11 protein-coding genes are annotated in these 12,905 nt (G+C 69.5%); 6 read left to right on the top strand and 5 right to left on the bottom strand.

What is annotated here, in order from left to right:
- Nucleotides 1-20: 20 nt before the first annotated feature.
- Complete coding sequence (locus tag OG883_RS06105; protein WP_266541279.1) at nt 21-2,273, bottom strand: ATP-binding domain-containing protein; 2,253 nt, start codon at nt 2,271-2,273, stop codon at nt 21-23.
- Between the two features lie 148 nt (nt 2,274-2,421).
- Here OG883_RS06105 and OG883_RS06100 point away from each other — a divergent pair, with 148 nt between their 5' ends.
- Nucleotides 2,422-2,988 (top strand): DUF6817 domain-containing protein, encoded by a 567-nt coding sequence (locus OG883_RS06100; protein ID WP_266536023.1) that lies wholly within the window; start codon nt 2,422-2,424, stop codon nt 2,986-2,988.
- A gap of 143 nt (nt 2,989-3,131) precedes the next feature.
- On the opposite strand, the gene trxA is transcribed toward OG883_RS06100, so the two are convergent.
- The 4 genes from trxA to OG883_RS06080 form a co-directional block, all read right to left on the bottom strand.
- Nucleotides 3,132-3,476 (bottom strand): thioredoxin, encoded by a 345-nt coding sequence (gene trxA / locus OG883_RS06095; RefSeq protein ID WP_266536020.1) that lies wholly within the window; start codon nt 3,474-3,476, stop codon nt 3,132-3,134.
- Nucleotides 3,473-3,892, bottom strand: a complete 420-nt coding sequence (locus tag OG883_RS06090; RefSeq protein WP_266541276.1) for a MerR family transcriptional regulator — start codon at nt 3,890-3,892, stop codon at nt 3,473-3,475. Before OG883_RS06090 ends, trxA begins: the two co-directional genes overlap by 4 nt.
- A 397-nt stretch (nt 3,893-4,289) precedes the next feature.
- Nucleotides 4,290-5,498 (bottom strand): YncE family protein, encoded by a 1,209-nt coding sequence (locus OG883_RS06085; protein WP_266536017.1) that lies wholly within the window; start codon nt 5,496-5,498, stop codon nt 4,290-4,292.
- Between the two features lie 126 nt (nt 5,499-5,624).
- The gene (locus tag OG883_RS06080; protein ID WP_266536016.1) at nt 5,625-6,998 is read right to left on the bottom strand and encodes a cation:dicarboxylase symporter family transporter; all 1,374 of its coding nucleotides are present in this window, start codon (nt 6,996-6,998) and stop codon (nt 5,625-5,627) included.
- Between the two features lie 127 nt (nt 6,999-7,125).
- Between OG883_RS06080 and OG883_RS06075 the strand changes: the two genes are divergently transcribed.
- The 5 genes from OG883_RS06075 (at nt 7,126) to OG883_RS06055 (ending at nt 12,868) form a co-directional block, all read left to right on the top strand.
- Nucleotides 7,126-8,868 carry an ATP-binding protein gene (locus OG883_RS06075; protein WP_266536013.1) on the top strand — a complete coding sequence of 581 codons (1,743 nt, stop codon included), beginning with the start codon at nt 7,126-7,128 and terminating at the stop codon, nt 8,866-8,868.
- An 88-nt stretch (nt 8,869-8,956) separates the two neighbouring features.
- Nucleotides 8,957-9,649 carry a response regulator gene (locus tag OG883_RS06070; protein WP_266541273.1) on the top strand — a complete coding sequence of 231 codons (693 nt, stop codon included), beginning with the start codon at nt 8,957-8,959 and terminating at the stop codon, nt 9,647-9,649.
- 128 nt (nt 9,650-9,777) lie between these two features.
- Nucleotides 9,778-11,136 carry an ABC transporter substrate-binding protein gene (locus tag OG883_RS06065; protein ID WP_266536011.1) on the top strand — a complete coding sequence of 453 codons (1,359 nt, stop codon included), beginning with the start codon at nt 9,778-9,780 and terminating at the stop codon, nt 11,134-11,136.
- Nucleotides 11,137-11,177: 41 nt separating this feature from the next.
- A complete protein-coding gene (locus OG883_RS06060) occupies nt 11,178-12,044 on the top strand; it encodes a carbohydrate ABC transporter permease (RefSeq protein ID WP_266536009.1) in 867 nt (288 codons plus the stop codon).
- The gene (locus OG883_RS06055) at nt 12,044-12,868 is read left to right on the top strand and encodes a carbohydrate ABC transporter permease (protein ID WP_266536006.1); all 825 of its coding nucleotides are present in this window, start codon (nt 12,044-12,046) and stop codon (nt 12,866-12,868) included. Before OG883_RS06060 ends, OG883_RS06055 begins: the two co-directional genes overlap by 1 nt.
- The last annotated feature ends 37 nt before the right edge of the window (nt 12,869-12,905 follow it).

Raw genomic sequence — 12,905 nt, 5'->3', positions numbered from 1 at the left:
CGCACCGGCGCGCAGTACACCTACGCGGTGTCCGTACGCACCACCCCCAGGCGCTGGGTGGGCCGGGTGAGTGCCACATAGAGGTCATTCGTCCCGTGCGCCGAGCCGGAGCGGATCAGCTCCGGCTCGACGACGATCACCGTGTCGAACTCCAGGCCCTTGGCCTGGCGGGGGTCCAGCAGTACGACGGGCCGGGTGAGGTCCGGTTCGCCGCCGGACGGGACGTCGGGCAGCTCGGCCGCGAGGGCGGCCTGGAGCCCGGCCGGGGCGATCACCGCGAGGCGCCCCTCGTGGGGTGCTTCGGCCACCCGCTCGGCGACCGTGCGGGCCAGCTTGTCCGGTGACACGGTCACCTCCCAGGGCCGTACGCCCGTCGAACGCACCGAGCGCGGCGGCTCGAAGGCGGGGTCCTCGCTCCTGCGCACGTCCGCCGCGAGCTCCATGATCTCGGCGGGAGTGCGGTAGTTGACGCCCAGCCGCGTGTGCTCCCAGCGGTCCCCGACGTACGGATAGAGGATCTGCCACCACGACCCGCAGCCCGCGGCGTCGCCGGTCTGGGCCGGATCGCCGACCAGGGTCATCGAGCGGGTGGGGCAGCGGCGCATCAGCAGCCGCCACGCCATCGCGGACAGCTCCTGCGCCTCGTCGACGATGATGTGCCCGAACGCCCAGGTCCGGTCGGCCGCGGCGCGCGCGGCCGCGCTGCGGTGGTCGGCCTCCTCCTGCCGCTCGGCCATCCGCTCGGCGTCGATGATGTCGTGCGCCGCGAGCACCTCGGACTCCTGGTCCTCGAACTCGTAGGTCTTGGAGCCCTGGGAGAGTTCCAGCACGCCCTGCGCATAGGAGATCCGGTCCTGCCGCTCGGCCTCCTGTGCCGCACGCTCGGCACTGTCGTCGGCACCCAGCAGTTCGGCGGCCTCGTCCAGCAGCGGCACATCGGCGGGGGTCCACGGACCGCCCGCACGCCGGATCACGTCCGCGTCCGCGTCGGACAGTTGGCTGCCCGGCTCGGCGAGGAAGTCCGCGACGAGCTGCTGCGGGGTGAGCGCGGGCCACAGCTCCTCGATCGCCGCGTGGACCTCGGCGCTGGTGGCGATCTCCTTGCCGAGCTGGGCGATGTCGTCGGGGCCGAGGAGGTTCGGCCCGCCGTACGGGTCGGCCCCGAGCCGGTCCGTGAGCTGCGCGGTCAGCGCATCGATGATCCGGAAGGCGAAGTGCGGGCGGGCCAGATTGTGCGGCAGCCCGGTGGCCCGGGCGCGGTCGCGGGCCTCGTGGGCCATCTCGCGATGGAGCAGCAGCGTCCCGTGGTCCTGGTGGTCGATCTCCAGGACCGGCTCGGGCAGCGTGCCGCTCCCCTCGTGATCGATGTCCCGCACCGTCTCGGGAAGCGTCTGCCGGTCGCGTACGACACGGGCCAGGACATCGGCCATCCCCGCGCGGCCCTTCACCGCGGCGGCCTGCTGGGTGTCGGTGCCGGTGGCGTGTACGCCGGGGAAGAGCTCCGACATCGTGGAGAGCAGCACCCCGGTCTCACCGAGCGAGGGCAGCACCTCGCCGATGTACCCGAGGAAGGCCGGGTTCGGTCCGACGATCAGCACGGCACGACGGGCGAGCTGCTCGCGGTACGCGTACAGCAGATACGCGGCCCGGTGCAGCGCGACCGCGGTCTTCCCGGTGCCGGGACCGCCCTCGACGACGAGGACTCCGCGCTGCGGGGCACGGATGATGCGGTCCTGCTCGGCCTGGATGGTCTGCACGATGTCGCTCATCCGCCCGGTGCGTGCGGACCCGAGGGCGGCGAGCAGTACGGCGTCCGCGTCCGGGTCCTCGTGCCCGGTCCGGGTGGCGTCGGCGAGATCGAGGATCTCGTCATGGAGCGCGGTGACGGCGCGCCCCTTGGTGGTGAGGTGCCGGCGTCGGCGCAGTCCCATCGGCTCATGGCCGGTGGCGAGGTAAAAGGGCCGGGCGACGGGAGCACGCCAGTCGATGAGCAGCGGAGTGCGTTCCGTATCGTCCTGCCGCATTCCGATACGCCCGATGTGATGCCGGGCTCCGTCCTTGAGATCAATGCGTCCGAAACAGAGCCCGGAGTCGACGGCATTCAGCGCGGCCACCTGGTCGGAGTGTTCCGCGACGCTCACATCGCGCTCCACGCGAGCCTGCAAACCGGTGCTGACCTGCCTGATCGTCGTCCCGACAGCAGCTTCGGCCTGCTCACGGAGAGCGTCGAGACGCTCGTAGAGCAGAGTGATGAATTGCTGCTCGTTCTGCAATTCGTCGGTTGACAATTCAGCTCCTGACGCGATACAGTGCCTCTAATGAACCTCTCCGTATGCTTTAGCGTACACGCATGCGGAAATATCCAATATACGCAGTGAAATACCCCGGCCGTCAATTCGGTTCCGGGGTATTTTTCTGTCCGTGAGCACATCGGGGAACACAACAGAGGCCGTCGCCCTGCTGCACAAGGCCGGCGCGGCCCGCATCGATCACCCCGGCGGAACCCTGCTCGCCCATCTGGAACGCGTTCGGGAACGACTTGAAGCCTGGGGTGCGCGGCCGGCACTCCAGCTGGCCGGACTGTGCCATGCGTTCTACGGGACGGACGGCTTCGCCACCTCGCTGCTGCCCCTGGAGCGGCGGGACGAACTGACGGCGGCGATCGGGCGGGAGGCGGAGGAGCTCGTGTACTTCTACGCGAGCTGCGACCGCGGCGCGTCGTATCGGACGCTGCCCCGGGCCGACGCGGCATACCGCGACCGGTTCACGGGCGAGACCTTCACACCGACCGCCGGGCAGCGGCGGGACTTCGCCGAACTGACGGCGGCCAATGAGCTCGATCTGGCCCGGGCGAACGAGGCGTTCCGGGCGGAGTGGGGCGGGGAGCTGATGCGGCTCTTCACCGGGTGGCGGTCGCTGCTGTCCACGACGGCCTGGGCGGACGCCCGCGATGTGCTCGCGCCGCGGGGCGAGGAGCGGCAGGTTTGACCACCTCGCCGGGCGCGAGCCGCGGAACCGACGTCAAGATCGCCGGGATCGCCGGGACCTCGGGATCGACATCGTCCGGCGCCGGGCCCGCGTCACGCTCCGCCCGGGCGAGGCAGCACTTCGGCGCCGGGCGAGGCCGCACCTCAGACGGCGGGCTGGAGCACGCCCTCCAGCTCCTGGAGCAGCTTGCGCTTGGGGCGGGCGCCGACCATGGACTTCACCGGCTCGCCCCCGTGGAACACCATCAGCGTCGGCATCGACAGCACGCCGTAACGCGCCATGATCTCCGGGTTGGTGTCCACATCGAGCTGTACGACCTTGAGCCGCTCGGCCTCCTCGGCTGCTATCGCGCTCAGGACCGGGGCCAGCTGGCGGCACGGGCCGCACCAGTCTGCCGTGAACTCCACCAGGACCGGGCGGTCGGCCCTGAGCACCTCGTCGTCGAAGTCCGTGTCGGTCACTTCGGCGACACCTTCTGCGTGGATCATTCGTCTTCCCCTCCGTAGGTCAATTCACAGCGCGGCTCCGGGCCGCCCGGAACATCGGCCTGCGCCTCCAGCTCGGCCCGCGCGAGCTGCGCGCCGACCTGGGTGCGTACCGTCCGGAGCTGCTCGATGAGCGTGTCCAGCTCAGTGAGCTTGGACCGGTAGACGGCGAGCGAGGCGGGGCAGGAGTCGCCCGCCGGGTGACCGGACCGCAGGCAGTCGACGAACGGGCGGGTCTCCTCCAGATCGAACCCGAAGTCCTGCAGGGTCCGGATCTGCTGGAGCAGCCGCAGATCGTCCTCGTCGTAGGTGCGGTAGCCGTTCACCGCGCGCCGGGCAGGCAGAAGCCCGCGGGACTCGTAGTAACGCAGAGTGCGGGTGGTCGTCCCGGCCCGCTCCGCCAGCTCGCCGATGCGCATGTCCTCGACGGTAATCCTTGACGTCGGCGTCAAGGCAACGGCCCGGCGCCGGCCGGTCCGGCCGAGCAGCGGGACCAGCCGCTCCGGAACGGGCATCCGGCACAACTCCCGGTGGTGTTCAGGAAGTGACGCCCCCTCTCTGTCAGAACGGAGCCCCCGTGGCCCCCGAGCGGGTCACTTCTTCAACGCGTGGGACGACGCGGAACTGAGGCGCCGCGTGAGCAACTGCATCAACGCGGGGTACGTCTGCGGGACGGACGGCAACCCGATCCAGCAGTGAGGACGGCGGGGTCCGGGACGCCCAGCAGCCCTCGGGTGAGGGCGTCCCGGTCCGAGAGCTTCGGTGACGCCCCCGCCCGCGCTCACACCTGTTCGGACGGGGTAGAGGGCGTAGAGGTCACGGCGTGGCAGTCAGGCCACCCAGCGCATCCTCCGCGATCTTCCCCGCCCGCTCCCGCTGCGGGAAGTCACCGACCTTCACCCGGGCGACCTCCTTGGCCGTCGTGTAGTCCACGACCGACACCTCGTCGCGGTTCGACAGAGTCACAAAGCAGTGCTTGCCGTCGGGCGCGGTCACGGTCCAGTACGGCAGTGAGCCCGCCGGGTAGTGGACGAATCCGTCCGTCGTCAGGCCCGGCCGGGAGACGACGGCCGTGTAGTCGTCGATGGTCCCCGCCATGCAGAGCTTGTCGCCCGCCGCGTTCATCGCCATGCCGTGGTGGGCGGAGTTCTGCGGGTAGTCGTCGGGCTTCATCGCCCCGCCGCCCGCCCCGAACGGCATCTGCACCGTACGCACCGTACGGCCGCGCTCCAGGTCGTACTCGATGAAGCCGTTGAGATACGACAGCTGCGCGTACATCGTCCGCTCGTCCGGCGTGATCACGGCCGGCCTGACACCGAACTCGAAGGAGTACTTCCGCACCACCTTCAGGGTCTGCGCGTCCGCAACCGTCACCTGCTTGGTGCCCTTGAGGAAATTGAGCGCCTTGGGCAGCGAGGTCACGCCGATCGACATGTTGTAGATGCGCTTGCCGTCCGCCGAGTACATGTTCTCGTGCGGGTAGGTGCCGGTCGGGAACTCTCCGGTGATCCTGCCCGTCGCGGTGTCCAGCGTCTGTGACTTGGCGGCCGTGATGGCCGAGATCACGAAGGTCCTGCCGTCCGGCGAGAGGGTCGCGTGGTCTGCCTTGACGCCGTCGAGGTGCGTACGCCACAACTGGCGGCCGCTCGCGATGTCGTACGCCGCCGCGTCACCCAGGTTGCCGCGCGACACGTACAGGGTGCGCCCGTCGGGCGAGACATGGGCGTCGTCGACGAACTTGTCGCCGCCCGCCTGCTGTTTGACCACCTCGTACGCGGCCCGCCTGAGCGGATTCATCCCGGCCAGCACCGCGTCGAGGTCGGGGATGACATCGAGCGAGCCGAGGTTCTCGTACGTGCGTGAATCGATGAAGTTCACCGTGCCGCCGGCGCTGTTGCCGACGATCACGACGTCACGCAGACCGTCCCGCGACCCGTCGGTGGGGGCGGAGGAAGCCGCCGAGGCGGTCACCGAGCCGAAAGCGAGCGTGAGGGTGAGCGCGAGCACTACCGGAAAACGCGACATCGAACCATCCCTTCGCATGCGCATGCCATGGCAGCGCATACGATGACACGTCTCTGTTACCGGCGGTACGCCAACGACCGGACATTCACCGGAAGTTGAGCGTTCCGCCGGTAACGCGGCTCCGCGTCAGACCTTCGCAGGCACCTCGGCCTCGTTGCGGGGCTCGGGGACATCGACGCCCACGTCCTCCTGAGGCGTGCCGTGACCGTCGTCCAGCAGCGTCTTCTCGTCGAACGGCATCCGGCCCGCCAGCACCTGCTCGACCCGGTCCTTGTCGATCTCCTTCGTCCAGGTGCCGATCAGGACGGTGGCGACCGCGTTGCCCGCGAAGTTGGTCAGCGCGCGCGCCTCGCTCATGAAGCGGTCGATGCCGACGATCAGGCCCACGCCGTCGACCATTTCGGGGCGGTGCGACTGCAGGCCGCCGGCCAGCGTGGCCAGCCCGGCCCCGGTGACGCCCGCCGCGCCCTTCGAGGCGACGAAGAGGAAGAGAAGGAGCGGGATCTGCTCCCCGAGCGACATCGGGTTGCCCATCGCGTCGGCAATGAAGAGCGAGGCCATGGTCATGTAGATCATGGTGCCGTCGAGGTTGAAGGAGTAGCCGGTCGGGACGGTGATGCCGACCACCGGCTTGCTGACGCCCAGGTGCTCCATCTTCGCGATGAGCCGCGGCAGGGCGGACTCGGAGGAGGACGTGGACAGGATCAGCAGGAACTCACGGCTCAGGTACGTGAAGAGCGTGAAGATGTTGAGGCCCGCGACGAAGCGCAGCAGCGCCCCGAGCACGACGAAGACGAAGAGGAAGCAGGTGACGTAGAAGCCCAGCATCAGCACGGCGAGACTCTGGAGGGCGTCGAGACCGGCCGAGCCGGTGACGGCCGCGATCGCGCCGAAGGCACCGATCGGCGCGGCCCACATCACCATGGCGAGGATGCGGAAGACAAGCCGCTGGATGTGCTCGACACCGCGCAGCACCGGCTGTCCCGCGTTGCCCATCGCCTGCAGCGCGAAGCCGGCGAGCAGCGCGACGAGAAGGGTCTGAAGGACCTCGCCCGCGGTGAAGGCGGAGACGATCGTGGTCGGGATGATCCCGAGCAGGAATTCGACGGTGTCCTTGGCTTCCGCCGCCACCTGCCCCTGGCCCGCCTCCTTGACGGCATCGGTCAGCCGGAGCCCTTCACCGGGCTGCAGGACGTTGCCCACGACCAGGCCGATGGTGAGGGCGGCCATCGACATCACCAGGAAGTAGCCGAGCGCGATGCCGCCGACCACTCCGACCTTGGCGGCCTTCCTCACCGAGCCGATGCCCAGCACGATCGTGCAGAAGATGATCGGCGAGATCATCATCTTGATCAGGTTCACGAAACCGGTACCGAGCGGCTTGAGCTCAGTGGCGAACTCGGGGGCGACCAGGCCCACGGCAATACCGAGCACCACCGCGATGATCACGGCGATATAGAGATAGTGGGTCCGGTCCCGTCTGTCCGTCTTGGTAGCCACGGGGTCCTCCTGTTTCGATCACGCGTCCATGTCCCGATGGAATGCCCGTGACTATTCACGAGGCTGTGACCGGGGTCACCGTTGCGTGCGTTTCGTTCACATAAAATCGGCCAGGCAGACTTGTTTCATGCGCCTACCCCGCCCCCGCAGCCTGGCCGCCCAGCTTTTTGCCATGCAGGTCGTGCTGGTCGCCGTGATCGTTGCGGGCTGTGCGCTCTTCGTGTACTTCACCGACCGTTCGCAGGCCGAGGAGTCCGCGCGCCTGCAGGCCACCGCCACCGCGGCGGCCGCCGCCCGCTCCCCCTCGGTCGTCGAGGCCGCGCGTTCCGCCGACCCGTCGCCCCGGCTCCAGCCGTACGCGGAGGCGCTGCGCAAGGACGCGGGGGTCGACTTCGTGGTGATCATGGCCCCGGACGGGACACGCTGGACACACCCCCAGCCGGGCCAGATCGGCAGGACGTATCTGGGACACATCGGCCCGGCACTGCGGGGCGAGGTCTACAGCGAGACGTACGTGGGCACGCTCGGCTCCTCGGTGCGGACGGTGGTGCCCGTGCGCGACGGCGGGAAGATCACCGGGCTCGTCAGCGCGGGCATCACCATCCAGGAGATCAGCGAGCAGGTGCGCAAGCAGGTCACCGTGCTGCTCCTCGTGGCGGGTGCCGCGCTCGCGCTGGGCGGTGTCGGCACCTACGTGATCAACGTGCGGCTGCGGCGGCATACGCACGGTATGAACGCGGCCGAGCTGAGCAACATGCACGACTACCACCAGGCCGCGCTGCACGCCGTCCGCGAGGGGCTGCTGATGCTCGACGGGCAGCGGCGGATCGCCCTGTTCAACGACGGGGCGCGCGAACTGCTCGGCCTGGACGACACCGCGGTCGGGCGGCCGGTGGCCGAACTCGGGCTGCCTGCCCCGCTCACGGGCGCGCTGCTGGCGTCCGAGCCGCGGGTCGACGAGGTCCATCTGACCACCGACCGGATCATCGTGGTGAGCACCCAGCCGGTCGTCGGCGGCGAACAGCGCGGGACGGTGGTCACCCTGCGGGACCACACCGAACTCCAGGCGCTCTCCGGCGAACTGGACTCGGAGCGGGGCTTCACCCAGGCCCTGCGCTCCCAGGCGCACGAGGCCGCCAACCGGCTGCACACGGTCGTCTCCCTGATCGAGCTCGGTCGCGCGGACGAGGCGGTCGACTTCGCCACATCGGAACTGGAGCTGGCCCAGGTACTGACCGACCGGGTCGTCGCGGCGGTCGGGGAGCCGGTCCTGGCCGCGCTGCTGCTGGGCAAGGCGGCGCAGGCGAACGAACGCGGCGTGGAGCTGGTCCTCACGGAGGACAGCCGCATCGACGACGGCGTACTGCCTTCGTCGCTCCCGCCGCGCGACCTGGTGACGATCCTGGGCAATCTGATCGACAACGCGGTGGACGCGGCCTCCGACGCGTCGGCGGGCGGGGGCGGCGACAGCCGGAGCGGCGGCCCCCTCGAAGGCGGCGCGGCTGCCGGACGGGTGGGCCAGGCGCACCGCGCCCGGGTCACCGTCACCGCGTGTGCCGGCCAGGACGAGCTGCTGCTGCGCGTCGGCGACACCGGTGCGGGGGTCGCCCCGGCCGACGCGGAGGAGGTGTTCCGCCGCGGCTGGTCCACCCATGGCGCGGGCCGCGGGCTCGGGCTGGCGCTGGTCCAGCAGGCCGTGCACCGCGGCCGGGGCACCGTGGTACTGGCCCAGGGCCCGGACGGCGGCGCGGAGTTCACGGTGCGGCTGCCGTTGCGGTCCGTGGGGCGGCGGACGCATGAGACGGACGTACCCCCGGGGGCTGCGGAAGGGCCCAACGGCACGGTGCGGGCCCCGGAGGTGGACGCATGAGACCGCCCGCCCCCCAACCACGCCCCCGGGCAGGTCACCGCACCGTACGGTTGCCGCTGCAGACCGCGGAGGTGCCCGCATGACCCACATGACCCGCATGACCGAACCCATCAGAGTCCTCGTCGTCGAGGACGACCCCGTCGCCGCCGACGCGCACGCCCTTTACGTCGGGCGCGTCGACGGGTTCGCCGTGGCCGGCGTGGCGCACTCGCGGTCCGAGGCGGTCCGCGTCCTCGAGCGGACCCAGGTCGATCTGCTGCTGCTCGACCTGTATCTGCCCGACGGGCACGGTCTGCATCTCGTCCGGTCCCTGCGTGCCGCGGGCCACCACGCGGACGTCATCGCCGTCACCTCCGCCCGTGATCTCGCGATCGTCCGCGAAGGCGTCTCGCTCGGGGTCGTGCAGTACGTCCTGAAACCGTTCACCTTCGCCACCCTGCGCGACCGGCTCTCCCGGTACGCCGAGTTCCGCGCCGCGGCCGGCGAGGCCAGCGGCCAGGACGAGGTGGACCGGGCGCTCGGCGCGCTGCGCGCGCCCCGGCCCGCCGGTCTGCCCAAGGGACTCAGCGGCCCGACGCTGGAGGCGGTCACCCGTACGCTGCGCGAGGCTCCGGCCGGGCTCACCGCCGCCGAGGCGGGCGCCGCCGTCGGTATCTCGCGGATCACCGCGCGCCGCTACCTCGAACATCTGGTCACCGACGGGCGGGCCGCGCGCAGCCCGCAGTACGGGCAGATCGGACGTCCCGAGCTCCAGTACCGGTGGGTTCCCGCCGCGCACTGAACCGCGGCCGAGAAAGCGCTTCAACGACCGTACCCTGCACGGGGATTGACCTTGCCGACAGGCCGGTCCTACGGTCACCGGGCAGCCCTTGTGGCTCCGAGCCATGCGGCTCAGAGGAGGTCGTGCCCGTGCGCCCCACCGCCCCACTGATCCTCATCACCGCCGTCACCGCGCTTGTCGCAGGAACGCTCACGGCCTGCGGCGGCTCCGGCGACGACGCCGGCACCGTCAAAGTCGCCTACAACCGGTCCACCGACAACAAGATCCGCTTCAAGGACGCCCATCTCGAGGCGGCGAAGAAGCAGTTCGAGAAGGACCACCCGGGCAAGAAGATCAAGCTGATTCCGATCCAGGCCCCGGACAACGACTACGCCACCAAGGCGCAGCAGATGATGCGCTCCCCCAAGACCGCTCCCGATCTGGTCTACGAGGACACCTTCCGCATCAACTCCGACATCAAGGCCGGGTACTTGAAGCCGCTGGACGACTATCTCCCCCAGTGGGACCAGTGGGGCCAGTTCGTCGACACGGCGAAGGAGGCGGCGAAGGCGGAGGACGGCAGGACGTACGGCATTCCGGACGGCACCGACACCCGTGGCCTGTGGTTCAACAAGGAGATCTTCGCCAAGGCCGGTCTGCCCGCCGACTGGCAGCCGAAGAACTGGGGCGAGATCCTCGACGCCGCGCGCACCGTCAAACGGAAGGTCCCCGGCGTCATCCCGCTCAATGTGTACACCGGCAAGGGTCCGGGCGAGGCGGCCGTGATGCAGGGCTTCGAGATGCTGCTGTACGGCACCGGCGAAGACCCGCTCTACGACCCCGCCGCCAAGAAGTGGGTCGCCGGCGGCAAGGGTTTCCGGGACTCCCTCGACTTCGTACGGACGGTGTACGCGGAGAAGCTCGGCCCGGACGTCTCCGATGCCCTCGACCCCAATGTCGGCACCCGGGTCGCCACCGAGTGGTTCCCCGAGGGGAAGCTCGCGATCTCTCTGGACGGCTCCTGGATGGGGCAGAACTGGGTGAACAAGGGTCCCAAGGAGTGGCCGGACTGGAGCAGGGAGCTGGCCCAGACCCCGATGCCCACCCAGAACGGACAGGCGCCCGGCAAGGTGTCCATGTCCGGCGGCTGGGCCTGGTCGATTCCGCAGAAGGCCAAGAACCCCGATCTGGCATGGGAGTTCGTCAAGACGCTGCAGACGAGGCAGAACGCGACCCAGTGGTGTGTGGTGGCCGCGCAGATCGCCGTACGCAAGGACGTGGCCGCCGACCCGGAGTATCTGCGGTCCATGCCGGGCATCGAGTTCTTCACCGGGCTCGTGCAGTACACCCACTACCGGCCCGCGCTGCCCGTCTATCCGCAGGTGTCCACGGCCATCGGTGAGGCGATGGAGAAGGTGACCACGGGGGACTCCTCACCGGCGGACGCGGCCACGGCGTACACCGACCAGCTCACGACCATCGTCGACGGCGCGGTCGTGTCCCCATGAGCGCCTCATGAGCCCGTCATGAGCGCGTCCAGGTGGGCCTGGTGAGCGCCACCCGAACGGGATGGTGGCGGTGGGTACCGCTCACCCCCGCCACCATCCTTCTGCTCCTCTTCCTCGCCGGCCCCATCGGCTACTGCGTCTGGATCGCCTTCACCGACACCCAGCTGACGGGCGCGTCCGGATCCGACTTCGTCGGCCTGGACAACTTCCGCCGGGCGTTCGCCGACGACAATTTCCGCAACGCCGTCCGGCTCACACTCGTCTTCACCTTTGTCTCCGCGGTGATCGGCCAGAACACGCTGGGGCTGGCGCTGGCGGGACTGATGCGGGCCGCGTCCCGTCCCGTACGCACACTCACCGGCACGCTGGTGATCACGGCCTGGGTGCTGCCGGAGATCGTCGCGGCGTTCTTGCTGTACACCTTCTTCCGGCGCGAGGGGACGCTCAACGCCATCCTGGACTGGCTGCATCTGCCGTCCCAGAACTGGCTGTTCACGCTGCCGATCCTGGCCGTGTCCTTCGCCAATGTCTGGCGGGGCACGGCGTTCTCCATGCTGATCTACTCCGCCGCGCTCTCCGAGATCCCGCGGGAGATCACGGAGGCGGCCGAGGTCGACGGAGCGAGCGGGCCGCGGCGGATCTGGTACATCACTCTGCCGATGATCCGCCGTTCCATCGGCACCAATCTGATGCTCAACACTCTCTCCACGCTCTCGGTCTTCGGCCTGATCTGGGCGATGACACGGGGTGGCCCGGGCAACCGCAGCCAGACGCTGCCGGTGTTCATGTACGACCAGGCGTTCCTCAAGAGCCTGATCGGCTACGGCACCGCGGTGGCGCTGCTGCTCCTGCTGGTGGGTTCGCTGTTCTCGATCGTCTACCTGCGCCTGATGAAGGTGGAGGTGTGATGCGCCGGACCACCCGGGCCCGGCTCACCGCGAACGGCGCGCTGCTGCTGACCGCCGCGGCCTTCGCCCTCCCTCTGGTGTGGCTGCTGCTTGCCTCGGTGAACGCGGAGGCGGATCTGCGGGTGCGCGTCCCTTCGTCCGTCACGGCGGAGAACTACGACGCGGTGCTCACCGACGAGATCACCTTCACTCCGATGCTCAACAGCCTGCTGCTGTGCGGCGGCTCGACGCTGCTGACGGTGGTGTGCGCGGCGTTCGCCGCCTATCCGCTCTCCCGCCACCGCTCGCGCTTCAGCCGTCCGTACCTGCTGACGATCCTGTTCACCACGTGCCTGCCGATCACCGCGATCATGGTCCCGGTCTACGGACTGTTCGTGCAGGTCAACCTGATCGACACGACGTACGGCACCGGGCTCTTCCTCGCCACGTCCCAGCTGCCGTTCGCCATCTGGCTGATGAAGAACTTCATGGACGGCGTCCCGGTGGTCCTGGAGGAGGCGGCCTGGACGGACGGCGCGACGAGTCTCCAGACGCTGACCCGGGTCGTACTGCCGCTGATGGGCCCGGGGCTGACCGTGGTGACGATCTACACCTTCATCCAGCTCTGGGGGAACTTCTTCGTCCCGTTCATGCTGCTCCTGAGCCCCGAGCAGCTGCCCGCGTCGGTCTCGATCTTCACCTTCTTCGGGAACTACGGCTCGGTGATCTACGGCCAGCTCGCGGCATTCTCGATCCTCTACTCGGTCCCGGTACTGCTGCTGTACATCCTCATCGCGCGCAGGCTGGGCGGCGGCTTCGCGCTGGGCGGCGCGGTCAAGGGCTGACGGGCCGGGGCGGTAGCGCACCGTATACCCTGCGGTA

It is taken from the genome of Streptomyces sp. NBC_01142 (assembly GCF_026341125.1).
Classification (GTDB): domain Bacteria; phylum Actinomycetota; class Actinomycetes; order Streptomycetales; family Streptomycetaceae; genus Streptomyces.
The sequence above is the reverse complement of the archived record's forward strand: the minus strand, read 5'-3'. Positions and strand labels throughout refer to the sequence as shown.